The sequence below is a fragment of the Opitutia bacterium genome (assembly GCA_016217545.1).
Lineage (GTDB): Bacteria > Verrucomicrobiota > Verrucomicrobiia > Opitutales > Opitutaceae > Didemnitutus.
This window is the reverse complement of sequence record JACRHT010000017.1, coordinates 846,122-870,350: the sequence shown is the minus strand read 5'-3', so window position 1 is coordinate 870,350 and position 24,229 is coordinate 846,122. Positions and strand designations below refer to the sequence as shown.

The 24,229-nt window shown below is 68.1% G+C and carries 24 protein-coding genes; 16 read left to right on the top strand and 8 right to left on the bottom strand.

The genetic code is table 11. The features are described 5' to 3' along the window. Positions 1 to 21: 21 nt before the first annotated feature. The 5 genes from HZA32_19600 to HZA32_19580 all read right to left on the bottom strand — a co-directional run bounded on the left by HZA32_19600 (position 22) and on the right by HZA32_19580 (position 5,443). Positions 22 to 1,743, bottom strand: coding sequence for a hypothetical protein (locus HZA32_19600; GenBank protein ID MBI5426286.1), 1,722 nt, complete (start codon positions 1,741 to 1,743; stop codon positions 22 to 24). Between the two features lie 90 nt (positions 1,744 to 1,833). Further along, on the bottom strand, positions 1,834 to 2,211 hold the full coding sequence (locus HZA32_19595; GenBank protein MBI5426285.1) for an RNA-binding S4 domain-containing protein: 378 nt from the start codon (positions 2,209 to 2,211) through the stop codon (positions 1,834 to 1,836). Between the two features lie 165 nt (positions 2,212 to 2,376). Continuing rightward, a complete protein-coding gene (locus HZA32_19590; GenBank protein MBI5426284.1) occupies positions 2,377 to 3,333 on the bottom strand; it encodes a DNA-binding protein in 957 nt (318 codons plus the stop codon). Between the two features lie 3 nt (positions 3,334 to 3,336). Next, a complete protein-coding gene (locus HZA32_19585) occupies positions 3,337 to 3,807 on the bottom strand; it encodes a hypothetical protein (protein MBI5426283.1) in 471 nt (156 codons plus the stop codon). A gap of 16 nt (positions 3,808 to 3,823) precedes the next feature. Further along, positions 3,824 to 5,443 (bottom strand): peptide ABC transporter substrate-binding protein, encoded by a 1,620-nt coding sequence (locus tag HZA32_19580; protein ID MBI5426282.1) that lies wholly within the window; start codon positions 5,441 to 5,443, stop codon positions 3,824 to 3,826. A gap of 68 nt (positions 5,444 to 5,511) precedes the next feature. Between HZA32_19580 and HZA32_19575 the strand changes: the two genes are divergently transcribed. The 13 genes from HZA32_19575 to HZA32_19515 all read left to right on the top strand — a co-directional run bounded on the left by HZA32_19575 (position 5,512) and on the right by HZA32_19515 (position 20,433). Continuing rightward, entirely contained in the window at positions 5,512 to 8,118 is a 2,607-nt protein-coding gene (locus HZA32_19575; protein MBI5426281.1) for a DUF3520 domain-containing protein, read from the top strand. Between the two features lie 112 nt (positions 8,119 to 8,230). Then, positions 8,231 to 8,968 (top strand): RDD family protein, encoded by a 738-nt coding sequence (locus HZA32_19570; protein MBI5426280.1) that lies wholly within the window; start codon positions 8,231 to 8,233, stop codon positions 8,966 to 8,968. After that, a complete protein-coding gene (locus tag HZA32_19565; protein ID MBI5426279.1) occupies positions 8,965 to 9,531 on the top strand; it encodes a hypothetical protein in 567 nt (188 codons plus the stop codon). Before HZA32_19570 ends, HZA32_19565 begins: the two co-directional genes overlap by 4 nt. 1 nt (position 9,532) lies before the next feature. Next, entirely contained in the window at positions 9,533 to 10,108 is a 576-nt protein-coding gene (locus HZA32_19560; protein MBI5426278.1) for a hypothetical protein, read from the top strand. After that, positions 10,105 to 10,455 carry a rhomboid family protein gene (locus tag HZA32_19555; GenBank protein MBI5426277.1) on the top strand — a complete coding sequence of 117 codons (351 nt, stop codon included), beginning with the start codon at positions 10,105 to 10,107 and terminating at the stop codon, positions 10,453 to 10,455. The genes HZA32_19560 and HZA32_19555 overlap by 4 nt, the downstream gene beginning before the upstream one ends. Continuing rightward, positions 10,439 to 12,118, top strand: coding sequence for a hypothetical protein (locus tag HZA32_19550; GenBank protein ID MBI5426276.1), 1,680 nt, complete (start codon positions 10,439 to 10,441; stop codon positions 12,116 to 12,118). The genes HZA32_19555 and HZA32_19550 overlap by 17 nt, the downstream gene beginning before the upstream one ends. Next, positions 12,115 to 13,356: a hypothetical protein gene (locus HZA32_19545; GenBank protein MBI5426275.1), complete on the top strand. Its 1,242-nt coding sequence runs from the start codon at positions 12,115 to 12,117 to the stop codon at positions 13,354 to 13,356. The genes HZA32_19550 and HZA32_19545 overlap by 4 nt, the downstream gene beginning before the upstream one ends. A 4-nt stretch (positions 13,357 to 13,360) precedes the next feature. After that, positions 13,361 to 14,326 (top strand): MoxR family ATPase, encoded by a 966-nt coding sequence (locus HZA32_19540; protein MBI5426274.1) that lies wholly within the window; start codon positions 13,361 to 13,363, stop codon positions 14,324 to 14,326. Positions 14,327 to 14,334: 8 nt separating this feature from the next. Then, positions 14,335 to 15,666 (top strand): DUF58 domain-containing protein, encoded by a 1,332-nt coding sequence (locus HZA32_19535; GenBank protein ID MBI5426273.1) that lies wholly within the window; start codon positions 14,335 to 14,337, stop codon positions 15,664 to 15,666. Beyond that, on the top strand, positions 15,663 to 16,673 hold the full coding sequence (locus HZA32_19530; protein MBI5426272.1) for a stage II sporulation protein M: 1,011 nt from the start codon (positions 15,663 to 15,665) through the stop codon (positions 16,671 to 16,673). The genes HZA32_19535 and HZA32_19530 overlap by 4 nt, the downstream gene beginning before the upstream one ends. Before the next feature lie 20 nt (positions 16,674 to 16,693). Continuing rightward, a complete protein-coding gene (locus HZA32_19525) occupies positions 16,694 to 17,482 on the top strand; it encodes an RDD family protein (protein ID MBI5426271.1) in 789 nt (262 codons plus the stop codon). Between the two features lie 60 nt (positions 17,483 to 17,542). After that, entirely contained in the window at positions 17,543 to 18,082 is a 540-nt protein-coding gene (locus HZA32_19520; protein MBI5426270.1) for a sigma-70 family RNA polymerase sigma factor, read from the top strand. 449 nt (positions 18,083 to 18,531) lie between these two features. Beyond that, positions 18,532 to 20,433 (top strand): VWA domain-containing protein, encoded by a 1,902-nt coding sequence (locus HZA32_19515; GenBank protein MBI5426269.1) that lies wholly within the window; start codon positions 18,532 to 18,534, stop codon positions 20,431 to 20,433. Between the two features lie 208 nt (positions 20,434 to 20,641). Here the strand turns inward: HZA32_19515 and HZA32_19510 are convergent, their stop codons facing one another. Continuing rightward, complete coding sequence (locus HZA32_19510) at positions 20,642 to 20,836, bottom strand: hypothetical protein (protein ID MBI5426268.1); 195 nt, start codon at positions 20,834 to 20,836, stop codon at positions 20,642 to 20,644. A gap of 183 nt (positions 20,837 to 21,019) precedes the next feature. Between HZA32_19510 and HZA32_19505 the strand changes: the two genes are divergently transcribed. Together HZA32_19505 and HZA32_19500 are read left to right on the top strand one after the other, a co-directional pair. Continuing rightward, complete coding sequence (locus HZA32_19505; GenBank protein MBI5426267.1) at positions 21,020 to 21,514, top strand: YhcH/YjgK/YiaL family protein; 495 nt, start codon at positions 21,020 to 21,022, stop codon at positions 21,512 to 21,514. 4 nt (positions 21,515 to 21,518) lie between these two features. Continuing rightward, on the top strand, positions 21,519 to 22,397 hold the full coding sequence (locus HZA32_19500) for a 23S rRNA (adenine(2030)-N(6))-methyltransferase RlmJ (GenBank protein ID MBI5426266.1): 879 nt from the start codon (positions 21,519 to 21,521) through the stop codon (positions 22,395 to 22,397). On the opposite strand, the gene HZA32_19495 is transcribed toward HZA32_19500, so the two are convergent. Both HZA32_19495 and HZA32_19490 read right to left on the bottom strand, forming a co-directional pair. After that, positions 22,372 to 22,602: a hypothetical protein gene (locus HZA32_19495; protein ID MBI5426265.1), complete on the bottom strand. Its 231-nt coding sequence runs from the start codon at positions 22,600 to 22,602 to the stop codon at positions 22,372 to 22,374. The genes HZA32_19500 and HZA32_19495 overlap by 26 nt on opposite strands. A 336-nt stretch (positions 22,603 to 22,938) precedes the next feature. Continuing rightward, complete coding sequence (locus HZA32_19490; GenBank protein MBI5426264.1) at positions 22,939 to 23,328, bottom strand: Hsp20/alpha crystallin family protein; 390 nt, start codon at positions 23,326 to 23,328, stop codon at positions 22,939 to 22,941. A gap of 385 nt (positions 23,329 to 23,713) precedes the next feature. Here HZA32_19490 and HZA32_19485 point away from each other — a divergent pair, with 385 nt between their 5' ends. Further along, complete coding sequence (locus HZA32_19485; GenBank protein ID MBI5426263.1) at positions 23,714 to 24,091, top strand: nucleotide pyrophosphohydrolase; 378 nt, start codon at positions 23,714 to 23,716, stop codon at positions 24,089 to 24,091. Positions 24,092 to 24,229 lie beyond the last annotated feature (138 nt).

The following is a 24,229-nucleotide window of genomic DNA, read 5'->3' as shown; positions in this document are numbered from 1 at the left end:
GGCTGCAGCCGGATTTTTGCGTTAGCGGACGAAGAGCGTGCGTTCGCGGCAGCGCAGGTCGTCGCGGTCGTAGTAGCGCTGCCACCACGGCGCGGCCTTGCCGTCGGGCTTCGGTCCTTGCAGGCGCAGGGGTTTGGCGGCTGTGGCCTGCGTCAATGCGGCGCGGAAGTGGTTGTGGTCGACGAGTCGCAGCGCCTCGATCGCGTAGGCCGTGGCGACGTTGCGATCGTAGAGGGCGAAGAGGTTGTCGTTGTTCTCCTGCTCGGCGAGTTCAGCGAGGTTGGATGAACCGGCGAAGACGACGGGGTTCGTGTCGTTGAAATCGACGACGATGAACTTGTGGTGGATCACCTGCCCCTGGCCGCCCGCGGTCTCCTTGCGGAAGTTGGCCGGCACCTGCTGGGAGAGCGCGGCGAAAGGCACGAGCACGCCGCGATTCGAGCCGGGTTTGTAGAGGCTGATGTCGCCGCTGGTCTTCTGCGTGATGCCGTAGCTGTAGATGCCCGGATCGGCCGCGACTTCGCGGAGGCGTTTGAGCGTGGCGCCGGAGCCGCCGAGCTCCATCACGGCGAACAGGACCGAGCTGTCCGCGGCGGCGAGTTCCTGGCTCACGAGGTCCAGCGAGATTTTGCCGTCGGTGTGCGGGGCGAAACTCAGTTTCGCGGTCGGCAGGTCGAGCGGCGGCACGTCGAGCCAGGCCTTGGCGAGGGCGCTTTTCTTGAACGGTTCCGTGCCGCTGAATTTATCGCCGGGCTTTTCGACGCCGCTCGCGAACGCGAGGTCGAAGGCCTGGCCGAACCAGCCGGCGACGGTGGCGTCGTTCCAGCGCAGCACGTTGTTCGCCTGCACGTAGAGGCCGCGGACGGAGAAGTTCGCCGAGCCGCTGATCGCGGCGACGGGCACGCCGTTGCGGCGCAGGATCATCACCTTCTGATGCGCGTAGCGGCGGAAATGTCCGTAGCGCACCGCGGCGCCGGCGTCCGCCAGACGGCGGCCGGCAACAGGCTCGAGCGCGCCGGCTTTGGTGTGGCCGTCGGAGTCGTCGATGAAGACGCGGAGCTTGTTCTTCAGCTTCGCCAGATCGGCGAGGAGATCGGGTGCGTCGAGGTCGTAGGCGAACACATCGACGCTGACGTTGGCGCTCGACTGCGCGGCGGCGAGGCAGTCGGCGACGAACGTCTTGATAATTTCGCGGCCGTGGCCGCCGAGCCAGGCCCAGCGCTCCTCATAGGGTTTGATGTCGAAATCGAGCGTCTTGCCAGGCCGAACGTCGGCGTTCTTGAACCGCGTCGCGTAGGCCTGCGAGCTCATGTAGCCGCGCGTGAATCCGTATTCGAGGTTCGCGAATCCGTCGGCCTGCAGGTCCAGTTGCGTGGCGACCGTGGGACCTTTCTTGAGGCCGCTCGCGCCGTGATACATCGCCGTGACCTCGTAGGTGAAGACGCCAGGCGGCACGCTCGCGGGGAAATGCACCCAGTGGAATTTCTGGAACGGCGCGGCGACGGAATCCGTCCACACGCGGTCCTTGGCGGTGGTCTTGCTCGTGTAGGCGGTGGCGAAACTCAGGCGGTTCGGCAGCCAATACGCGGCGCCCTTCGGCGGTTTCACTCGGATGGCGAAGCCGGCGAGGCCAGCGGTGAGCGACTCGGCGAGATCGAACGCGAGCAAAGCGGAGCGGTCCCCGCGATAACCTTTGACCGTCAGGCCGTCCCGCGTGTGGACGGCCGAGAGAGCGGTGTGCATGACTATCTCCTCGTGTTAGCGGCCCGTGCGGGACGGATTCTGCGCCGCCGAGAGGAGGGGGAAACTCAAAAAACGGACGTGACCGAATCGTCACTCGAAGCCGAACAGCTCGCCCATCTGCCGGCGCTCTTTCTTGGTCGGCCGGCCGCGACCGCGCTCGCGGGCGAGCAGGTGCTCGAGATTGGCCTGCTTCGCGCGCTCGTATTCGGCGGCGGGCGTGAGATCGACGATGAAGTCCGGGAGTTGTTTCGCCGCCACCCGCGAACGCGGCACGCCGACGACCTTGAGGGTGCGCGTGATCATGCCGACGCGCGCGGCCACGACTTCGCCGACGTGGATGTCGCGGCCGGGTTTCGCGTCGAGGCCGTTGACCTGCACGCGGCCGTTGCGGCAGACGGCGGCGGCCTCGGCGCGGGTTTTGAACACGCGCACGCTCCAGAGCCATTTGTCGAGGCGGGTATCGTCCATGATGCGATCGAAGGTCGCCGCCATGAGAGCCGCGAACGCGCCCAAAAACAAGCGCGCGGCGCGCGGATGCCGCTGTAGGACCCTGCTTGCAGGCGACCAATGCGCCCGCGGAGCAATCTCAAGATTGCCGGCAAGCAGGCTCCTGCAATTGGCGCGAAGGCGCGTTCAGCGTCCGCCGTGGCGGCGTTCCCAGGCGAAGAGGTATTGTTGCGCCAGCCCGGCGAGCGGACCGAAGTGCGTGCGCCCGAAGTGCGCGACTTGGGAGGGCTTCCATCCCTCGAGGCCGTAGCGGCGCGCGAGCGATTTCAGGATCCACGTATCCACGGGAAACGCCTCGAGCTGGCCCGCGCCAAAGAGCAGCACGCAGTCCGCAACCTTCTCGCCGACGCCGGGCAATTCCAGCAGCCGCGCCTTCGCTTCGGGATACGGCGCGGCTTCGGTCGCCTCAAGCCAGCCGGGGCGCGCGGCGATGAACAGGGCCGTCTCGCGGATGTAGCGGGCGCGGAAACCGAGCAGGCACGCGCGGAGATCGGCTTCGGGGATCGCGGCGAGTTCGGACCACGTGGGCAGACGGTGAAGGGTAGGGTCGGACCGCTGGGCCGACTGCAAAGATGTTCGCGGCGGGCCCAGCGGTCCCGCCCGACCGTCGGCGGCGGCAACTTCGCCCGTGAGGGGCGCGCCGTGGCGTTCGGCGAGGAGCGCGACCATTTGCTTGATCTGCACGATCTGTTTCGTGGCGCTGCAGAGGAAGCCGAGCAGCGTCTCGCCGAACGGCTGACGCAACAGGCGCAGATCGCGGAACACGCTCACGCATTGCGCGAGGTGCGCGTCGCTGCGCCACGGCAACGCGTCGGCCAGCGCGGCCCAATCGTGTTCGTGGCCGAGGTAGCGCGGGAGCTCCGCCGCGACACGCGCTTCGAGCGCGAGCGGCGCGCGCCACTCGAGCGTGTTGTCTGCGAGGCGCAGTTGCGCGACGCAGTCCGACCACGCGCCGGTCCAAATGCCGTCGGCTTCCTGGCGCCAGCGGAACGCCTGGCCGCCATCGAGCGTCTCGGCGAGCACGGCGGCGGCGGGAGACCAGCCGGCGATCCGCCGCCACTCACTCCAGCCGCGCGGAGCCATGCCTCACTTCTGGGCGGGTTTTTCCCAGAGGTAGCTCTTCTCGGTCGCGAGGACCTTGCCGTCGGCGTCGACGAGCTCGAGCTTCCACGCCATCGGCGAAATCGTGTTCGCGGCCCAGTCGGCGCCGGTCAGGCCCAGTTGATAGACTTGGTTGCCGGCGGGCAGCGCCGCGGAGAACTCGAAATGGCGCGGTTGCGTCGCGCCGGGCGTGACCACTTCGAGGCGGAAGCGGATGTCGCGCGCCGGGCCGTCGTTGTCGGTGCGGACGAGGAAGTAGTAGCCGCCGCGCGCGGCGGGTTGCGTGCGCAGGACGACTTCGCCGCCGCTGTTTTCGCGGCCGGTGAAGTATTCCGAGATGCGCTTGAACGACGCGGCGTCGCGCCAGCCGGTGAACACGCGCACGACGCGCACTTCGGCGGCGGAGAGCGTGGTCGCGGCGGTGGCGAGGACGAGGAGGAGCGCGAGGTGTCGCATCGGGCGGACGGTGCCGTCAGGGCGCGGCGAGGTAAACCTTTTTGTATTGGTGGAAGCCGAGCAGCGCGGGCTCCCAGCCCTTCACGGCCGGGCTGATGAGATACGAGCGCGCGCCGAAGAAAACCGGCGCGATCGGCGCGGCGTCGAGCAGGCGCGCTTCGGCCGCTTGGAACGACGCGTAGCGCTTCGCCTGTTCGGGCGCGACGGCGGCGGCGGCGATCGCGGCGTCGTAGTCGCGGTCGGCCCAGCCGGTCCAGTTGTTCGAGCCGCCGCCGACAAACATGTCGAGGAACGTCACCGGGTCCACGAAGTCGCCGACCCAACGCGCGCTCGAGATCGCGTAGTTCAGCGACTGCTGGTTCGAGACCCAGGTCTTCTGCTCCATCGGCGAGAGCGTCACATGGATGCCGAGGTCGCGCGCCCACATCGCCTGGATGGCTTCGAGCGTCTTGGCGTGGAGTTCGTCGTTCTTGATCTGCACGTCGAGCGTCGGGAAGTTTTTCCCCTCGGAAAATCCGGCGGCGGCGAGCAGCGCCTTGGCCTGCGCGATGTCGTGCGCCACGCGCGCGGTGGCGGTGTAGCCGGCGCAATCGGGCGGCGTGTAGTGCGGCGCGGGCGCGCGCGTGCCGCGCAGCAGCGTGCGCGAGAGCTGCTCGCGGTCGATGGCGAGCGAGAGCGCGCGGCGGACGCGGGCGTCGTGCAGCGGCGGACGCGTGGTGTTGAAGCGCAGGAAGAACGTCTCGAGGAACGGGTCGAGCCGCAGCGACTGGGGCGCGGTCTTGCGGTAGGTGTCGACCTTGGCGAGCGGCAGCTCGTTGGTGATGTCGACTTGGCCCGCGCGGAAGTTGCGCTCGTCGACGTCCAGATTCTCCGTCGGGAAAAACACGATGCGTTCGAGGCGCACGGTGGCGGCGTCCCAGTAGTGGGCGTTGCGCACGACTTCGACGCGCGCGTGGGACTCCCAAGTCTTGAGCGTGAACGGGCCGTTGCCGACGAGATTGCCGGGGCGCGTCCACGCGGTGCCGCGCGCGGCCGTCGCGCCGAATTTCTCCAGCACGCGCGGTGGCAAGGGAAACCAGATGGGGTTGGCCGTCAGCGCGGGCAGATACGGCGTGGGGCGCGTGAGCGTGAGGCGGAGCGTGTGGTCGTCGGTGGCTTCGGCGCCGAGCGTGGCGGGGTCGGCCTTGGCGTTGGCGATCGCCTCGGCGTTTTTCAGTGGGAAGAGCAGGTAGCTGTATTCGGCGGCGAGCTGCGGCGAGAGGGCGCGATGCCATGAGGCGACGAAATCGCCCGCGGTGAGCGGCGAGCCGTCGGACCATTTTAGATTGGCGCGGAGATGGAAGGTCCACGTGAGGCCGTCGGCGGAAACGTCCCACCGTTCGGCGGCGGCGGGCACGGGCGAGGAGGTTTTCTCGTCCAGCGCGCAGAGTCCCTCGAAGAGCGCGAGCGCGATGTTCTGGTCGGTGAAGGCGGTCATCACCTGCGGATCGAGATCCTGCGGTTCGGCGCCGTTGCCGATGCGCAGGACCGCGCCGGGTGCGGTGGCGGACTTCGGCGCGGACTTGGAGCAGCCGGCGAGCGCGAGGGCGGCGGCGGTCAGGAGGAGCGTGATGAGACGCATGGCGGCAAAATGCATGCGAGTGGGCCGCGCGCAAGGCGCTGAAATCCCGGCGCGGTGTGCCGATGAGGAATTGGAGCCCCCTTTTGAGCGCCTCCGCCCGATCTCCTTCCTCCTCCGCGGTCGTCGCCGAACTGCAAAGCCGGCATGCCACCGAAGTGCGGAGCTATGCCGTGGAATTGTGGGACGGGGACGAGGGCAAGGCCGCCGCCTCGCTCGAGGTGTTTTGGCGCGAATGGGTGCCGCCGCCGGGTGTGGCGGACGAGATTCCGCGGGAATTCGTGTTCGCCGCCGCGCGCCGACAAATCGTGGCCGACCTCCGCCGCGCCGGAGCGAGCCCGGCGGAAGCGGAACTCGAAAACGACACGGGCGGGGAATCCCAGGACGCGAGCGCGCGCCTTGCGGGGCGTTTTCGGCGACTCACCTCCAAGCAACAGGAGCTGGTGCGGCTCCACCTGAAGCATCGCTTCGATCTGGATGAGATTGCGGAGATCGCCGACCTGACGCCGGCCAACGCGGCGCAGGTGTTGCACACCGCGATCGGCAAACTGAACGGCTCGGCGCTCGACGATGCCCGCGCCGTGCGTCTGGCGCTCGCCGGAACCAGTGGCGATGCGCTCGCGAGCGAGACCCCGGAGCGACGCGCGCACGTGGCGGAGCTGCGCGTGACGTTGGAGGTGATCCGGCAGGTGCTGGCGCGGGGCGCGGAAACGTTCCGGCCGCGTCCGAGCGCGAAACGCCGGCGGGCGGTGTGGCTTTGGGTGGTCGCTGTCGGTTTGGGTGTGGTCGCGATCGCAGCGGCGGTCTGGTTTGCGCGTCGCGAGGCGCCGAGCGCGAGCGCCGTTGCGACGTCTGACGCGGGCGGGCAGCAGCGCGTGGCGATTCGCCGCGTAGCCGGCGATGCGGCGCCGCCCGAGCGGAAGGCAGCCGCAGCGGAAGATCGAGGTTTCCCGAGCGCGAGCGGACTGAGGTCGCCGAACCGCACGACTATGGCAGCCGCCGCGACGACCGATGCGGGCGCAAGCGAGCGTGCGCCGGGCGGGCCGAGCGCGACGACGGCATTGAGTGTCCAAAGCACCCCGCCACCGGCGCGCGGCGGAGGCACCGCCGATCCGGCAAGGAGCGTCCCGCCGGAAGCCGCCGCGACGAAGAGCGCGGTCGCGGAGGCGGGTGGCATTTCCGGCGGTGCGCCGGCGATTTCTGTCTCTGCGGAAACGCCGGGCGGCTCGCGCTCTGTTGCCGTTACCGAGGCTCGTGGCGCTGACCGAGCCGCGTCCTCCGGGACTAGCGCGCCGCCCGATTCCGGTCCGACCGGCGCGCGCGCGCCGACGGAGAAAATTGAGGAGTTGCGCGCGGTCGAGCAGAAGCCCTTGCGGCCGTTGTCGGACAAATTGGACACGGCCCCGATCGCGGCGCTGCGCAAGGCGCTGACGGCGTCGCGCTGGCCGACGCGCGCGGAAGTGAGCGTCGGCGCGCTGCTGGGTGCGTTGCCGCCGTCGCCCGAGCCGCCGCGAAGCGAGGCACCGGTGTTTTCAACGCGCGTGGAGTCGAGCGTTTCGCCGTCGAATTCGGCGCGTCGCCTTGTGCGCGTGGCGGTGCGGGCGCGCGACGATGCGCCGGCCACACGCGCGCCGGCGACCGTGATTCTCCTGCTGGATGTTTCGGGTTCGATGGATGCGCCGAATCGGTTGCCGCTGGTGCAGGCGGCGGTGGCGGGCCTGTTGCGCCGATTGCAGCCGGAGGATCGCGTCGGCATCGTGACGTATGCGGGCGAGCCGACGATTCTGTTGCCGCCGGCGCGATTGGCGAACGAGCGCGAGGTGCGCGGGGCGATCGATGCGCTCGAGGCGAAGGGGCGCACGAATGGCGGCGCGGGCCTGCGCGAGGCGTTCGCGATGGCGGCGGCGGATGCGGGCGCGGGCGGGGAACACGTGGTGATTCTCTGCACCGACGGCGATTTCAACATGGGCGCGACGAGCGAGGAGGAGCTCGGCGCGTTGATCGACGGACAACGCGACGCCGGCGTGCGGCTGGCGATCTTCGGCTTCGGCCGCGCGGATCGGATCGATGCGCGACTCGAAGCGCTGGCGGCCCGTGCGCGCGGCGGCAGCGGCTACGTGAACACGCAGGCCGAGGCGGAGCAGGCGTTGGTTTCGCAACTGGACCGGTTGTTCGCGCCGGTGGCGGAGCAGGTGAGTGCGACGGTGGAGTTCGACCCGGCGCGCGTGGCGCGGGTGCGGCGGATCGGTGACGAGGAGATGACGCCGGTCGTGCGCGGAGCGGAGATTCCGATCGCGCAGCGGAGGCGTGTGCTGCCCGGGGAAACGCTGTCGGCGCTGTTCGAGGTCGAACCCGCGACCGGAGCAGGGGCGGACTCGAGCGTGAGCGCGGAAGGCGAAGCTTGGCGCGTGCGCGTCGCGGCGCGGTTGCCGGGCGATGACGGGCAAAGCCCGTATTACGGACTTTCGTCGGGCGCGGTGGGCGCGGGGGAGTTTGCGTCGGCGTCGGTGGATTTCCGTTTTGCGGTGGCAGCCGGGTTGTTTGGCGAGGTGTTGCGGGCCGGGCCGGCGGAGGCGGCGCGGTTGGACGACGTGGCGCGGTGGGCGCGTGGCGCGGTCGGCGAGGATGCGGGGGGCTATCGCGCGGAGCTGATCGCTTTGATGGAGTCGGCGCAGCGTGCGGTGCAGCGCTGAGGAGTTGTCCTCCGGCGTCGCGTCAATGCCGCAATCGACCTGAATTTCGCGGCGGCAGCGGAGCAATTTCGTTTGCTGCGTCGGGCGCGAGCGGGCAATTACTCGCGCCAATATGGAGTGGTTTTACGCGAATGGAGGGAATCGCATGGGACCGGTGAATGCGACGGCGTTCGAGGGTCTGGTGCGCGACAACATCGTGGTGGCCGACACGCTCGTGTGGGCCAAGGGCATGGCGGATTGGCAGCGCTGGAGCGAAGTCGAGCCGACGACGGGCGTGTGCACGGTGTCGGGCGGGCGTTTTTTCACGCGCGACCTCGTGTCGCACGACGGCAAGCTCGTGAGCGCGGAGCAGAAGGACGAGTATTTCCAACGCGTGCGCGAGGGCGTGCAGCACCCGGGCGAGGTGCACTTCGCGGGATTCTGGGTCCGGTTCCTGGCGAAGTTCCTCGACGGGTTGCTGCTGTGGATTCCGAACGCGGCGATCAGCTTCGGGTTGTCGGCGGTGTTTTTCGGCAAGTTCTTGTATTCGCCGCAGATCAACCAATTCGATCTCGGCAAGTGGCTCGCGTATCAGGGCACGGCGATGCTGTGCTCGACACTCGTGAATGTGACCTTCCAGTGGTTTTTCCTGACCCGCCACGGCGCGACGCCGGGCAAGATGGCGCTCGGGCTGAAGGTCGTGCGCAGCGACGGATCGCCGATCACGGGCGGTCGCGCGGTCGGCCGCGCCTTGGCGGAAGTCGTGAGCAGTCTCACGCTGCTAATCGGCTACATCCTCGCGGCGTTCGATGACGAGAAGCGCGCACTGCACGACCGCATGTGCGACACGCGTGTGATCCGCACGAAATGACCCCGCACAAGCTCGCGTGCCCCAAGTGCCGGCGCACCGTGCCGGAGGTTTTCTGGCAGGGCGTCGACATCGTGCGCTGCCCGGCGTGCGAGGGCGAGTTCGAGCAACTGCGTTTCCCGGCGCTCGCGGCGGCGCGGCGCGTGGAGCGGGCCGGCGCGACCGCGGCGGGCGAGGCCAATTGCTATTTCCACGCCGAGAACCGGGCCGAGGTGGCGTGCGACGGCTGCGGGCGCTACGTGTGCGCGGTGTGCCGGGTGCCGATGAGCGGAAAAAACTACTGCCCGTCCTGCCTCGAGACCCGCGCGGACCGGCGCAAGCTGCCGGAGAACCACCGCGTCCTGTATGATCGCATCGCGCTCGTGCTGGCGTTCCTGCCGCTGATCATGTGGCCGCTGACGCTGATCAGCGCGCCGGTCGCGCTGGGGGTTTGCTTCTACGCGTGGAAAAAGCCCGGCAGCCTCGTGCCGGGATGGCGGCGCACCCGCCTCGTGATCGCGGGTCTCGTCGCGCTGATCCAGGTGGGCGTCTGGCTGTTCGTTTTTGGTTCGATGCTGTTCCGCTGACATGGCCGAAACCACCGCTCCCTCCACTCCCGTTTACCGCAAGCTCACGCCGTTGAAGCGCGGGTTCGGCGTGCTTTCGCAGCTCTGCCTCGCGCCGGACCACCTGCTGCATCTCACGTCCACCGGCTACAACGAAACCTACCGCCGGTTCTACCTGCGCGACATCCAGGCCATGCTGATCGTGCACACGGCGCGGCGAGTCATCTACGCGAGCGTGTTCGTGGTGGTGGGCCTGCTGGCGCTTATGATCGTGCACAGCGCGGGAGGCGGTGCGTGGGGCATGAGCATCGTCGGCGCGGTGGTCGCGGCCTTGCTCGTCTGGAATCACCTGCGCGGCGCCGGCTGCCGGGTGGTGGTCATCACGGCCGTGCAGCAGGAAAACGTGAACGCGCTCTGCCGCCTGCCGCGCACGCGGAAAGTGTTGGCCGAGCTCCGGCCGCTGATCGAAGCCGCGCAGGCCGATCTCGCGGCGGCGAACGCCGCGGATGTCGCCCCGCCCGCGGAGTCCGGTGGCGCGAGCGCGGCGCCGATTCCGCCGCCGCTGCCACCTCCGCTGCCGCCGGCGTTGCCGTCATGAGTTCGTTCGCGACGCGAAAATGCGTGCGGCACACCGAGCGCGAGGCGGTGGCGCGGTGTCCGTCGTGCGGAGGAGATTTTTGTCGCGAGTGCATCGTGGAGCATGACGGACGTGTCTTGTGCGCGACCTGCCTCGCGAAAACGGTGGCGACGACGGGCGCGGCGAAGCCATCGGCGGCGTGGCTGCCGCGGAGCGGCGACGTCGCCGTGACGGCGGCGTGCGTGCTGTTGCTCTGGGTCGCGTTCTACGGTTTTGGGCAGTTTCTGAAAGCGCTGCCGCCGCAGCTGCACGAAGGCACGGTGTGGCGCGAGGCGTTGGACAATCCGGGTCATGGCGAAACGCCCTGAGGCAAAGACGATCCCGCGTGCGGTCGACCTGATCGAGGAGGCCGTGCATCTGCTGCGCGCGCATCCCGGTGCGCTCGGGCTCTACTACGCGGGCGCGGCGCCGTTCGCGTGCGGAGTGGTGTTTTTCTGGGCTTACGTGAGCTGGTTCGTGCCGAGTGACGGCGCGATCGCGCTCGGAGCGCTGGGACTGGCGCTGGCCTTTGGCGTGATGCGAACGGCGCAGCACCGCTACGCCCAGAATCTGCGCGCGCACCTGACCGGCGACGCGCTCCCGCGCTGGCGCACGCGCGACTGGACGCGCGAATGTGCGGCGCAATTTCGCCTCCAGGCGCCGGGCGTGGTGGTGCTGCCGCTCGCGGCGGGCTTCGGTGTGCCGTTCGGCTGGGCCTACGCGTATTTCCAGAGCGCGGCCGTGCTGCCGTCGGGCGACGGAGCGAGCGCGGCGGAGCGGCGGCGCGCGGCCTGGGAGCAGGCGATGTTGTGGCCGGCGCAAAATCACTGGGCGCTGGCGATCCTGTCGATTCTCTGGTCGATGGTCTTTCTGAATGTGGCGGTGGCGTTCGTGGTGGTGCCGATGCTGGCGACGCGCTGGCTCGGGCTGCACACGGTTTTCGCGCTGTCGGGTTGGTCGTATTTCAACACGACGTTCCTCGCCGTGATCGCCGCGCTGACGCACCTCGCGGTCGGGCCGTTGATCAAGGCGTTCTACGTCGTGCGCGTGTTTCGCGGCGAGGCGCGCCGCAGCGGCGCCGATTTGCTGCTCGTGCTGCGACGCGAGCAGGCCCGACGCACGGCCGCGCGGGCGGGGATTGCGGCGCTCGTGTTCGCGACGCTGTGGCTCGGCGGCGTGCCGACCGCGCGCGCGGCGGACGTGTCGCCGACGCCGACCGTCGCGCTGGAGCCGCGGCAACTCGATCGCGCGCTCGATGAGGTGCTCGCGCGCCCGGATTTCCGCTGGCGGCTGCGGCCGCCGCCGGAGGCAGCGGAGGCACGGAGGAAAAAGGAAGGCATCGTCATGGGTTTCCTGCGCGCGACCTTCGAGACCGCGCGCGAAGTCGTTCGCTCGGTCTCGCGCTGGCTGGATGGTGCGAAGCGTTGGCTCGCCGACCTGTTGCCCGGCGGCAAGGACGACAAGACGCCGGCGCGCTCGCGGGATGGCACGGCGTCGCTGCGCTGGATGGATGTCCTGCAGTTCGGCGCCTACGCGCTGCTCGCGATCGTGGCGGGACTGTTGCTCTGGGTCGTGTGGAAGGTTTTCGAGCACAACCGGACGCGCCCGCTCGCGGGCGGCGCGGCCGGCGCGTTGCCCACGGCGGCGCCGGATTTGCGCGACGAAAACGTCGAGGCGTCGCGCCTGCCCGCACACGAATGGCTCGCGCTCGCCCGCGCGAAACTGGCGGAAGGCGAGTGGCGGCTGGCGTGGCGCGCGCTCTTCCTGGCGACCATCGCGACGCACGCGCACGACGGGCTGTTGTCGCTGGCGAAGTTCAAGACGAACCTCGACTACGAGCGCGAACTGCGGCGGCGCGCGCTCGGTCGGTCGGGCGTGGCGGAGGATTTCCGGGCGCGCCGCGAGGCGTTCGAGGCGGTGTGGTATGGCCATGAGCCCGCGAATGCCGAGGCGGCGCGCGATTGGCTGCGGCAACTGGAGGCTCCGCGATGAACCGCCGCGCGCTCCGTTGGTTGTTTCCCGTGGCCGCGCTGGTGTTGGCGGCGCTCGCGCTCGGATGGGTGTTTTCGATCCGGCTCGGCGGCGGCGACGCGTATCCGCCTTACTCGTCGTTCCGGTCGGACGCGCTCGGCACGCGCGCGCTTTACGAGGCGCTGGAGACTCTGCCGGATTTCCGCGTCGAGCGGCAGTTGAAGCCGCTCGCGCGGCTCGGCGCGGAGCCGCGACTCGTGGTGTTGCCGGGATTGCTCTGGCACGACTGGGAGAAAATTCCCGAGGATGAACTCGCGGCGCTGAACGCGGCGGCGAACGCCGGCAGCACGGTGGTGCTGGCGTTCCAGAGCGTGAGCAAAGCCGAGGAAGAGGAGTGGGTCGCCGCGGAGAAAGCGCGGGAGAAGCGTGAGGCCGAGGCGAAGAAACGAGCCGGCGAGGACGAAGACGAGAAGGACAAAAAAGCGAAGAAGCCGGCGCGCGGACCCGGTGGGCGCGCCAAACGCGAGCCGGAGGAAAAAACAATCGCCGACGCATGGCAGGTCGGACTCGGCGTGCGGACGTTGTTGGCGCCGCCCACGGCGCAGCGCGATGCGACGGCGCCGGCGCAGCTCACGGCCACTCTCGAGTGGCACGGCGAACTGTGTTTCAAGCCGACCGATGGCTCGCCGTGGCGGACGCTTTACGCGCGCGGGCCGTCGACGGTGGCGGTTGTGCGATCCTTCGGCGCGGGCAAGATCGTGCTGCTCGGCGACGCGTTCGCGCTCAGCAACGAGGCGATGCAGAAGAATCGCGCGACCGGATTGGTGGCGTGGCTCGTCGGCGGGCATCGGCGCGCGGTGTTCGTCGAGAGCGCGCTCGGACTCGGCGAGGAGAACGGCGTCGGATTTCTCGCGCGACGCTATGGCTTGGGTGGCGCGCTGGCGCTGCTCGCTTTGCTCGCGGCGCTGTATCTGTGGCGGCGCGCGGTGGCGTTTTATCCGGTGCGCGATCCGCTCGAAGCCGGCGGCGAGATTGCACTCGGTTACGAGCCGGCGGCGGGGCTCACGGCGCTGCTGCGGCGGGCGCTCGGCGCGGGCGCGGTGTTGCCGGCGTGCGTCGAGGAGTGGCGCGCGGCCCGGCGGGCGGGCGGCAATGCGGCAGCGACGGCGCGTTTCAACGCGGCGTGGGAAGCGCGCGACCCGAAGGTGGCGCCGACCGAAACCTACAACACGCTCGTGCGGGAGCTGAAACCGCGCTGAATTTATGAACGAGAAACTCGAACCCACCCTCGCCGCGCTCGCGGCGGCCCGCCGCGAAGTCGCCAAGGTCATCATCGGCCAGTCGGCGGCGGTCGAGCTGGCGCTCATCACGATCCTCACGCGCCAGCACGCGCTGCTCGAAGGCGTGCCTGGCGTGGCGAAGACGCTGCTGGTGCGCACGCTCGCCCACGTGCTCGGAGCGGAGAGCGGCCGCGTGCAGTTCACGCCCGACCTCATGCCAGCCGACATCACCGGCACGAACATCTTCAACCTGCAGACGAATCAGTTCACGCTGGTGCGCGGGCCGGTGTTCACGACGTTCATGCTGGCGGACGAGATCAACCGCGCGCCGGCGAAGACGCAGGCCGCGCTGCTGCAGGCGATGCAGGAGCGCTGTGTGACGATCGATCGCGAGACGCACGCGCTCGATCCGGACTTCACCGTGTTCGCGACGCAGAACCCGGCGGAGTCCGAGGGCACTTATCCGCTGCCCGAGGCCCAGAAGGATCGTTTCATGTTCCGGATCCAGATGGCGTGTCCCGCGCGCGACGACGAAATCTCGCTTGCGCGTCGGATGCTCACGGCCGACGCGCCCGAGGCGGCGCTGGCGCGCGGTGACGTGCAGGCGGTGCTCGAACGCGGCCAGCTGGCGACGCTCCGCGCCAGCCTCGATGCGATCGCGGTGCGCGACGAGTTGATGGCTTACATCGTGGATCTCGTGCGCGCGACGCGCACGGACGAGAGCGTGCTCGTGGGCGCCGGCCCGCGCGCGACGCAGTCGCTGTTGCTCGGCGGCCGGGCGAAGGCGGCGATCGAGGGACGCGACTACGTGACGCCGGACGACATCCGGCAGCTCGCGCCGGCGGTGCTCGCGCACCGCATCGTGCTGCGGCCGGAGTTCGAGATCGAAGGGCTGTCGGTCAACGAGGTGCTGAACCGGTTGCTGGAGCAGGTCGCGGTGCCGCGCTGAGACGTTTCATGATCCCCGTTCCCTCCCGTCGTCTTTTGTGGTGCGTCGCGGCGCTCGTGCCGGCGGCTGCGCTCGCGGGGCCGTTGGCGGAACTTTGGCCGCTGTGCGTGATCGCTCTGGCGGCGTTGGCGCTCGTGGCGGGCGTGGATCTGTTGCTGACGTTGCGCGCGGGACACCTGCCGGTCGTGACGGGTGAGGCGGTGAGCCGGCTGACGAAGGATCGCGGGGCGAAGTTGCCGCTCGTGCTCAGCTACGACGCAGGCGCGCCGGCCGAAGTGCGGCTGGGTCTCGCGCTGCCGGGCGTGTTCGCCAGCAAGGAGCGCGTCCTCCGCGTGGCGTTGCCCGCGGGTGGCAAGCGCGTGCTCGTGCACTGGGAATGCACGGGCGAGCGCCGCGGCCGCTACACGCCCGGCCCTGTGTGCCTCGAGGCGGATTCGCGGCTCGGCTTCTGGCAATTGCGCGCACAGCAGCCGCTCGCGGGCGAGTTGCGCGTCTATCCGAACTTGTTTTCCGAGCGGCGGCAGCTGGCGGCGCTGTTCCTGAATCGGGGGCTGGCCGGGGTGCAACTGCGGCGGACCGTGGGGCGCGGGCGCGAGTTCGAGCGGCTGCGCGAGTATCAGCCGGGCGACAGCTTCGACGAGGTGCATTGGAAAGGCACGGCGAAGCGCGGCCGGCCGGTGACGAAGATTTTCCAGGTCGAGCGCACGCAGGAGATATATGTCGTGATCGACGCGTCGCGGCTGTCGGCGCGACCGGTGACGATCGAGGGGCGCAGCGTGACGACGCTCGAGCGGCAGATCACGGCGACGCTCGTGCTGTTGCTCGCGGCGGGGCGGCAGGGCGACCGATTCGGGTTGGTGGCGCACGATGCGCGCGTGCGGACGTTCGTGCGCGCCGGGAGCGGCGCGACGCACTACGGGGCCTGTCGCGAGGCCGTGCATGCGCTGGAGCCGAGCGAGACGACGCCGGATTTTGCGGAGTTGTTCGCGCTGCTGCGCACGCGGCTGCAGCGGCGCTCGCTGCTGGTTTTTCTCACGGATTTGAGTGATCCGGTGCTGGCGGAGGAGTTCGTGAAACACATTCCCGTGCTCTCGCGGCAGCATCTCGTGCTCGTGAACCAGGTGCGCGCGCCCGGAGCGGAGGCGTTGTTCACCCGGCCGGTGGCGAACGAGGCGGAGATGGTGGCGCGGCTGGCCGGACACTACCAGTGGCGCGAGGCGCACGAGATCGCGCGGTTGCTGCGCCCGCATGGCGTGACGTGCGCGTTGCTCGAACACGAGCGGCTGGCGGCGGAAATGGTCGGGCAATACCTGCGCGTGAAGGGAGGCGGTTTGCTGTGATCGTCGATCTCGCGAGATTCGTGGCCGCGGAGGAGCCGTATTGGCTGCGGCTGGAGAAGATGCTCGACCGTCGCCAGCGCGACGCGTGGGCGCCGCTGTCGCTCGCGGAGGCGAAGGAACTGGACTATCTCTACCGGCGAGCGGGCGCGGATTTGGCGCGCGTGGCGTCGTTTTCGGCGGAGCCGGAAATGCGCCGGCGGCTGGAGCTGCTGGTGGCGCGGGCTTACGCGGAGATCCACGGCACGCGGCGGGTCGGGTCGGCGCGGTTGCGGCCGTGGCAGTGGTTGAGCGCGACGTTTCCGCAGACGCTGCGGCGGCACGCGCGGGCGCTGTTGCTCACGGTCGTGATCACGTTGGTCGGTGCGATCTTCGGCGGCGTGGCGGTGGCGGTGGACCCGGAGGCGAAGGAGGCGTTGATGCCGTTTTCGCATCTGCGCGGCGACCCGGCGGATCGCGTCGCCGAGGAGGAAGCGGCGATGAAGGACCGGCTGGCGGGTCACAAGGCGACGTTTGCGGGCGAGCTGATGACGCACAACACGCGCGTGTCGCTCTTCGCGCTGGCGCTCGGTTTCGCGTGGGGCGCGGGCACGATCGTGCTGCTGTTCTACAACGGCGTGATTCTCGGCGCGGTGATTGCGGATTATTTGTTGGCGGGGCAGGGCGTGTTTCTCGCGGGCTGGCTGCTGCCGCACGGCGTGATCGAGATTCCGGCGATCCTCGTTGGCGCGACTGGTGGTTTCGTGCTGGCGCGCGCGGTGATCGGACGCGACGACGGGCGTCCGCTGGCGGTGCGGTTGCGCGCGGTGGCGGATGACGTGGCGACGCTCGCTGCGGGCACGGCGCTGATGCTGGTGTGGGCGGGCGTGGTGGAGTCGTATTTGTCGCAGTATCACGAGCCGGCGATCCCGTATGCGTTGAAGATCGCTTTCGGCGTGGTGGAGCTGGGGTTGCTGGTCGCGTATTTCGGCTGGGTCGGGCGCGGCAAGGCGAAGGAGGCGGCGTCGTGAGCGACGAGCGCGTCGATCGGTTGCGCGTGCGCACGCCCGAGGGCGTGAGTTTCACGTTTCATCTGGCGAGCCCGGTGACGCGGCTGGCGGCGTGGTTTGTCGACGCGCTGACGATCATGGCGGCGTGGACGGCGATCTCGGCGGCGATTTTGTTGCTGGGATTGCTGAGTGCGGACGTTGCGCGCGGCGCGGTGCGGATCGGGTTTTTCGTCTGGGTGACCGGCTACGGCATCGTGTTGGAGTGGCTGTGGAACGGGCAGACGCTCGGGAAACGGATGTTGCGGCTGCGCGTGATGGACGAGCGCGGGTTGCCGCTGCGGTTTTCGCAGATCGTGATTCGCAATCTGCTGCGCGCGATCGACGTGTTGCCGGTCGCGTATCTCGTCGGTGGCGTGGCGGCGCTGATGGGGCGGAAGAGCCAGCGGCTGGGGGATTTTGCGGCGGCGACCATCGTGGTGCACGAGGCGCCGCCGGTGCGGGTGGATCTTGGCGGCATTGTGCTGGCGAAATACAACTCGCTGCGCGGGCAGCAGCACGTGGCGGCGCGGTTGCGGGCGCAGATCAGCCCGGCGCTGGCGTATGCGGCGTTGCAGGCGTTGTGGCGGCGCGAGGAGTTGGACGACGCGGCGCGGGTGACGCTGTTTGCGGAGCTGGCGCGGCATTTCCGGTCGCTGACGACGTTGCCGGCCGAAGTGGACGAGGGGATTTCGGACGAGCAGTTCGTGCGCAACGTGGTGGAGGTGGTGTTCGGAGCGCGGCCTGAGTCGGCGGCGGTGGGCGGCGCGCCGGCTGCTGCGGTGGCGCGTTGAGGCGCGCGGCGCTATTTTTCTGGTTTTGGGCCTAAGAAGACGCAGGCTCGCCCGTCGAGCATGGCAGGTGACGTGAACACCCCAGGAACAATCAATGAAAGCCATGCCTTCGTGGAGACGGCGGTCGCCCGCCATCAAGCGCCGTTGCTGCGCTATGCCACTCGACTCCTGCACGGAGACGCCGACCGCGCGCGCGACGTCGTGCAGGACACGTTCGTCAAATTGCTCGCGCAGAAGCCGGCCGACGTCGAGGGGCACCTCGCGGAGTGGCTGTTCACGGTGTGCCGCAACCGCGCGCTCGACGTCTTGCGGAAGGAGGGGCGCATGAAGTTCTTCGAAGAAGGCCAGGCCGAGCGCCTGACGACCGCCGAGCCGCTGCCGGGCGCGGGCGCGGAGCGGGCCGAGGCGCAGGCCGCGGTGTTGAAGCTCATCGAGCGCCTGCCGCGCAACCAGCAGGAGGTCGTGCGCCTCAAGTTTCAAAACGGTTTTAGCTACAAGGAAATCAGCCGCATCACGTCGCTGTCGGTGACGAATGTCGGCTTCATCCTGCACACCGCGGTTGCGCGGCTGCGGAAGGAGATGGCGGCGCAGGCCGACTAAGGCGCGCCCCAGAAAAGGAAACGACCATGAAAATTTCGGAATACAACCAAGACGATCCCCGCCTGACCGCTTATGCGCTCGGCGAGATGGAGCCGGCGGAACGCGCCGAGTTTGAGCAGTGGCTGCTGCAGCAGCCCGAGGCGCAGAAAGCGGTGGACGAGATTCGCGCCGCAGCGGCGATGCTGGGCGACGCGCTGGCGGCAGAGCCGGCGACGATGGCGAATGCGCCCGTCATCGATGCGAGCGCAGTGCTGGCCGCGCAGCCGAAAGCGGAGCCGGTCGACGAGTATCGTCGGAAACGCAGCAAGCTCCTGCAATTTCCCGCGCTCTATTACATGACCGCCAGCCTCGCGGCGGCGTGTTTCACGGTGATGTTCTTCACGTCCGCCGAATACCAATCGAAGGAGCAGAAGCGCTACATCGAGATGAACGAGGCGATGGCGGACGCGATGCGTGCGAAGGCGGCGGGCGCCGAGGTCGCGCGTCGCAGCGAATTGGAGTCGCGCGCGGCGGAAGTGCAGGCGCAGCGTCCGGCTGTGACGTTTGCTTTGCCGTCGACCCCACCGCCGCCGCCACCGATTGAGGCCGCGCAGGTCGCGCTGGCGGGTGTGAGCGCCACCGATCAGGTTGCGAGTGGTGACGCGCCGATCTCAGCACCCCTCGAGTTGCGGGCGAATCAGGGCAATGACGCGATCAAGCTCCAGCAATTCGCCGTGACCGGTGCGGCGCCGGCCAGCGCAGGCTCCACGCAGGAGCAGGTGACGTTCGGCTACGGGTGGGCGGCCGGTTCTCGCCCGGCGGCCGCGCGGATGGTTTCAACTCTGGACGCGAAGCGCAAACCGTTGAGCGTCTCCGGCGGGCCGGTGCTTTCGCAGACGGAGCCGTCGAACACCGAAAGCTACGCGCATACCGAGGAGAATCCGTTTCTCACTGTCGCGCAGAACCCGCTGTCGACGTTCTCGGTCGACGTCGACACGGCGTCCTACGCGAACGTGCGGCGCTTCCTTCAGCAAAAGATTCTCCCGCCGAAGGGGGCGGTGCGCATCGAGGAACTCGTGAACTATTTCCCGTATCGCTACGCGCCGCCCACGGATCGCGCGCCGTTTGCCGCACATATGGAGGTGGCGAGCGCGCCGTGGGCGCCGGAGCACCGGCTCGTGCGCATCGGTTTGAAGGGCCGCGAGGTCAGCGACGCGGCGCGGCCGAAGGCGAATCTCGTGTTCCTGTTGGACGTGTCCGGCTCGATGAATGCGGCGAACAAGCTCCCGCTCGTGAAGCAGTCGATGCGGATGATGTTGGAAAAGCTCCGCGCGGATGACCGTGTGGCCATCGTGGTCTACGCGGGCGCGTCGGGCATGGCGTTGCCATCGACGCCGGTGCGCGAGAAGGCGAAGATCATTTCCGCCATCGATCAGCTGCAGGCCGAGGGTTCGACGAACGGCGCGGCTGGCATCCAGCTCGCTTACGACATCGCGAAGGCGAACTTCGTCAGTGGCGGCGTCAACCGCGTGGTGCTGGCGACGGACGGCGACTTCAACGTCGGCGTGTCGAGCGAGAGCGAGCTGACGGGCTTGATCCAGGAGAAGGCGAAGAGCGGTGTGTTCCTGAGTGTGCTCGGTTTCGGCATGGGCAACTACAAGGACAGCACGCTCGAGCAGCTGGCCGACAAGGGTAACGGCAATTACGCCTACATCGACTCGCTGGCTGAGGCGAAAAAGACGCTGGTCGAGCAGGCTGGCGGCACGCTCGTCACGATCGCGAAAGACGTGAAGCTCCAGGTGGAGTTCAATCCGGCGGTGGCGCAGGCGTATCGCCTCATCGGTTACGAGAACCGCATGCTCCGGAAGGAAGATTTCAACAACGACAAGGTCGACGCCGGCGAAATCGGCGCGGGCCACACGGTCACGGCGCTCTACGAGGTGATCCCGGTCGGCGTGGCGATGCCCGATGTCGGCTCGGTCGACGCGCTGAAGTATCAGAAGACGGACGTCGGAGGACGGAAGACCGATGACGGTGGGCGGATGACAAACGCGCGGGGTCTGGCTGGTGCGAACGGCGAGCTGTTGACGCTGAAGATTCGTTACAAGGAGCCGGCGGGCGACGTGAGCACGAAGCTCGAGTTCCCGCTGCGCGACAGCGGCCAGGCGTTTGCGGATGCGAGCGTGGATTTCAAGTTCGCGGCGGCGGTCGCGGCGTTCGGCATGCGCTTGAAGGATTCGCCGCATCACGGCGAAGCCAGTTTCGCGGCCATCTCCGACTGGGCGCGCGAGGGCACCGGCGACGATGCCGGCGGCTACCGCGCGGAGTTCGTCGGACTCGTGGGCGATGCGGCCTCGCTGGCGGAGAATTGAGGCGCTGAGGCGGCGCGACGAACGATCCACGGAGATCGTTCGTTCGCGCGGAGGTAGGGCGGCGAGCGCCTTCGCCGCCGCGATGCGGCGTGGAGCGGAGTTCGCGCCCTACCTTTTCTGCTGCGCCCGCAGGCCGCGAAATACCGGCACGAAAAAAGCCCGCTCGGGTGAGCGGGCTCGGAAAGGGGCGACTTGGGTCGCGGCCGAGTTACTTGTGCTCGGGCTTCTTCTCTTCCTTCTTGCCGTCCTTCTCCGCCTTGCAGCCGCAGGGGCCGTCTTTGCAGCACTCCTTGCAGTCTTTGCAATCCTTGCAGGCTTCCTTCTTGGCATCGCCGCCGGCGAAGGCGAGCGAGCCGAGGGTGAGGGCGAAGAGGGTGACGACGAGACGAGTGAGGTTTTTCATGTAGTCTGGGGATTTGGGTTGGAAGATGCGCCGCTCGGAACGAGTCGGCGTCGAGGGCGTAATACGACAGATTTGACCGGCCCCCTCGAACTTTTTTTGACGATGCTCAGGGATGCTCCCAGGGATTGATATGTGCCACGGAACGCTCTTGCCGGGCGTCCGGGGCGACCAAATCCTCGCAAGATGGCACAATTTGGACCTTTCGCCGTCGTTCGAGCGCAGCAACTGGCGCCGCAATTCGCGGTGACGTTCGCTTACGTGGAGGAGGCGTTGCGCGCCGGTTCTGAGATAAACCGGCGGATTCTCGCCGTGCCGGCGGGAACGAGCCACCGCGTCGAACTAGGTGGCGGCGTCTTCGCGATGGAGCAGGCTTACCGGACGAAGGCGCGGCCGGAGGGATTCTTCGAGGCGCACCGCCGCTATATCGATGTGCAAGTGATCGTGGCGGGCGCGGAGGCGATGGAGGTGGATGACGTCGCGCGGCTGACGGTGACGGTGCCCTACGATGCGGAGCGCGATTTCGAGAAATTCGCCAATAGCCAGCCGGCATCTCGACTGATCGTGCGTGCGGGCGACATTGCGCTGTTTTTCCCCGCTGACGGACACATGCCTTCGCTCCACGAACGGGACGATGCGCAAGTGGTGCAAAAGACGGTCGTGAAGGTGCCGGTTTTTTGAGCGCGTGAATTACCGTCACCATTATCACGCCGGGAATTATGCCGACGTGTTCAAGCACGTGTTGCTGCAGCAACTCGTGCGCGCGATGCAGCGGAAGGAGAAGGGATTTCTCTACCTCGACACGCACGCGGGGCGCGGCGGCTACGACCTGAGCACGACCAACGTGCTGCCCGACGGGCGCGAGCGCGCGCCGGAGTGGCCGGCGGGCATTGGCCGTGTGTGGAGTGCGCCCGGTTTGCCGGAAGACGTGAATCACTACGTGGCGGCGGTGCGGGAGTTTCAGATGCGCGCCGGTGGCAGTGAGGTGGGCGAGCCGCAGCTTTATCCCGGGTCGCCGTGGATCGTGGCGGCGCTTTTACGGGCGCAGGATCGCGCGGCGCTGTGCGAATTGCGTGAAGACGACGCAGAGGCGCTGGCGCAGGATTTTCGCGCGCATCGGCGCGTGTCGGTGCAGCGCATGGATGGTTACACGGCGTTGAAGGCGATGCTGCCGCCGCCGGAGAAACGCGCGCTCGTGCTGATTGATCCGCCATTCGAGAACGCGAGCGAGTTCGCTGACATCCGCTTGGCGCTGCGCGAGGCGCTGGCGCGATTTCCGAGCGGAACCTATGCGATCTGGTATCCGATCACGGAGCGCGCGAAGAGCGATCGGTTCCTGCGGGAGGTGGCGGACTCGCCGTTTGCGCCGCCGGCGTTGTGCGCGGAGTTGCAGATCGCAGCGGATGCGTCGCAGGTGCGCATGAAAGGCTGCGGTCTGCTCGTGTTGAATCCGCCGTGGCAGATCGACGCGGAATTTCGCCGGGTGTTGCCGACGCTCGCGGAGCGGTTGCGGCAGGATGCGGGCGGCGAGGCGCGCGTCAGCTGGCCGGTGCCGGAGCGTTGAGCAGCGAAGCGGCGGAATCGGCAGCGGCGCCGACGCGGCGAGTGATGCGATTCGCCGTGAAGGGCAGCGGCTCGAAGATCACGCGCGGGTTGAGTTGCGGTGCGCGGAAAACCGGACGCCCCCACAGCACATCGCGCTTCGCCGTCGATCGAGGGGCGAAACCGGCCGAAACGGCGCGGCTGAGGCGTTGGGTGAAGTGCGTCATGGTGGTCCTCCTGTGAAACGCGGAGAGGACACTTTGTTTCTCGAAAAATGCCGGGGCGGAGAAATTTCTCGGCCGGACCTCGGCTCGCTGACGACTCGAAGCGGCGAGGCGGCGCGGTGACGCGCGCGTTTTGTTCGGAGATCGGGGCAGTAAGGAGAGAAATTCGCTGACAGCGGTGAAGTGGCGCGCGGTTTTGTGAATAACCCGGCCGCGGCCGAATCTCTGACCCCTAAATGGGAAGCGGGCCGCCCACCCCTGGGCGGCCCGCCATTGCTGTTATCTACCCCAAACCCCCGCTAGGCGGGGGAAGCTATGCGAGAAGGGATATAGCCGGTTTCATGCCACGCGGCGTGCCAAGCTGCGTGTCACAGAAACATTACGTTTCGGCACGACGATCATTAGGACACCGGCGCGCATCTCGGCGCGGAGCGAGGCGAAGTCGAAACCCAGGCCGAGGCGGAGCTTCAGCTCGTAGTCGCGCTGGGCGGCTTCGAGGTGGAGCGCGGAGAAATTCACGCGCACCGGGTGGCTCTTGCGGGCGACGATCACGAGGTCCGGTCCGCGCGTGGTGATGTCCACGTGGCTGGGGTCCACGCCGGGGATGAAGACGGCGAGTTTCAGCGCCTGCGCGAGGTCCGTGATCTCGTAACGAGGCTGACGGAACTCCGCGACGGCGACGTTTTCGTCGGTCTCGGAGTGGCTGAGGGCTGGGATGATCGTATGCATTGACTGGAAAAATTGGGAAAAGGGAATGAAGAGCGGGGCTCGTCGGTTTTCACCGGCGGGTCTCCTGGGTTGAGGACGATGACCTTGGTCTCGGTCTACGTCAGGCCAGGCAGCCCGCGTCGGTAAGTTTCGACCAAATGGCGACGCATTGGCGCTGCTGCAGCTGTTGCTGCATGCCACGGCACGCGACCATCTGCGAAAGCGCAGCATGGCGGACGTGACGATGGACTGGAGCGGCGTGAGCCATTAGGTAAGTGGTTTGAACGATGCTCAGACGCATCGGATAAACAAGTGGTTTCTTAAGCCGGAACCGTGCCAGCCACCACTATGACTCAAAGGCACAGCTCTCTTGCCCCGGCGAAAACGGCCCGGCAGGGTGCAGAGCATGAGCAAACCGATGCGCGACGACCAAACCACGGTGGCGGAGCTGCGGGAGCGCGTGATGGCGTTCGCGCGCGAGCGGGATTGGGTGCAGTTCCACTCGCCGAAAAACCTGAGCATGGCGCTCGCCGCCGAGGCGGGCGAGTTGATGGAGCATTTTCTCTGGGCGGAATCCGCGGCGTCGCAGGGCGTCGTGCAGGATCCGAAGAAGCGCCAGAAGATCGCCGACGAAGTCGCGGACGTGGTGATCTACGCGCTGGAATTCGCCAACATCAGCGGGCTCGACGTGGCTGCCTCGATCGAGGCGAAACTCGCGCAGAACGCCGCGAAATATCCGGTCGAGAAGGCGCGCGGACGCGCGGACAAGTATACGGAACTCTGACGAAACCGGATTTGGGAGAGCGGAAACCGGAAAGAGTCCGGAACCGCGCGTGATCGCGGCAACGGGGTAACGTGCGCCATTTGCGCCATGTGCGCCGTGACGATGGGGAATGGCGCTCGAGGCCCTATGCGCTCTCCG

What these genes read in the sequence shown, in the direction of transcription:
- HZA32_19600 (MBI5426286.1), bottom strand. Translation starts at nt 1,743, where the DNA reads ATGCACACCGCTCTCTCGGCCGTCCACACGCGGGACGGCCTGACGGTC.
- HZA32_19565 (MBI5426279.1), top strand. Translation starts at nt 8,965, where the DNA reads ATGACCCCGCACAAGCTCGCGTGCCCCAAGTGCCGGCGCACCGTGCCG.
- HZA32_19505 (MBI5426267.1), top strand. Translation starts at nt 21,020, where the DNA reads ATGGCACAATTTGGACCTTTCGCCGTCGTTCGAGCGCAGCAACTGGCG.
- HZA32_19555 (MBI5426277.1), top strand. Translation starts at nt 10,105, where the DNA reads ATGAGTTCGTTCGCGACGCGAAAATGCGTGCGGCACACCGAGCGCGAG.
- HZA32_19570 (MBI5426280.1), top strand. Translation starts at nt 8,231, where the DNA reads ATGGAGTGGTTTTACGCGAATGGAGGGAATCGCATGGGACCGGTGAAT.
- HZA32_19560 (MBI5426278.1), top strand. Translation starts at nt 9,533, where the DNA reads ATGGCCGAAACCACCGCTCCCTCCACTCCCGTTTACCGCAAGCTCACG.
- HZA32_19595 (MBI5426285.1), bottom strand. Translation starts at nt 2,211, where the DNA reads ATGGACGATACCCGCCTCGACAAATGGCTCTGGAGCGTGCGCGTGTTC.
- HZA32_19485 (MBI5426263.1), top strand. Translation starts at nt 23,714, where the DNA reads ATGAGCAAACCGATGCGCGACGACCAAACCACGGTGGCGGAGCTGCGG.
- HZA32_19515 (MBI5426269.1), top strand. Translation starts at nt 18,532, where the DNA reads ATGCGTGCGAAGGCGGCGGGCGCCGAGGTCGCGCGTCGCAGCGAATTG.
- HZA32_19490 (MBI5426264.1), bottom strand. Translation starts at nt 23,328, where the DNA reads ATGCATACGATCATCCCAGCCCTCAGCCACTCCGAGACCGACGAAAAC.
- HZA32_19545 (MBI5426275.1), top strand. Translation starts at nt 12,115, where the DNA reads ATGAACCGCCGCGCGCTCCGTTGGTTGTTTCCCGTGGCCGCGCTGGTG.
- HZA32_19510 (MBI5426268.1), bottom strand. Translation starts at nt 20,836, where the DNA reads ATGAAAAACCTCACTCGTCTCGTCGTCACCCTCTTCGCCCTCACCCTC.
- HZA32_19495 (MBI5426265.1), bottom strand. Translation starts at nt 22,602, where the DNA reads ATGACGCACTTCACCCAACGCCTCAGCCGCGCCGTTTCGGCCGGTTTC.
- HZA32_19585 (MBI5426283.1), bottom strand. Translation starts at nt 3,807, where the DNA reads ATGCGACACCTCGCGCTCCTCCTCGTCCTCGCCACCGCCGCGACCACG.
- HZA32_19550 (MBI5426276.1), top strand. Translation starts at nt 10,439, where the DNA reads ATGGCGAAACGCCCTGAGGCAAAGACGATCCCGCGTGCGGTCGACCTG.
- HZA32_19590 (MBI5426284.1), bottom strand. Translation starts at nt 3,333, where the DNA reads ATGGCTCCGCGCGGCTGGAGTGAGTGGCGGCGGATCGCCGGCTGGTCT.
- HZA32_19520 (MBI5426270.1), top strand. Translation starts at nt 17,543, where the DNA reads ATGGCAGGTGACGTGAACACCCCAGGAACAATCAATGAAAGCCATGCC.
- HZA32_19540 (MBI5426274.1), top strand. Translation starts at nt 13,361, where the DNA reads ATGAACGAGAAACTCGAACCCACCCTCGCCGCGCTCGCGGCGGCCCGC.
- HZA32_19580 (MBI5426282.1), bottom strand. Translation starts at nt 5,443, where the DNA reads ATGCATTTTGCCGCCATGCGTCTCATCACGCTCCTCCTGACCGCCGCC.
- HZA32_19535 (MBI5426273.1), top strand. Translation starts at nt 14,335, where the DNA reads ATGATCCCCGTTCCCTCCCGTCGTCTTTTGTGGTGCGTCGCGGCGCTC.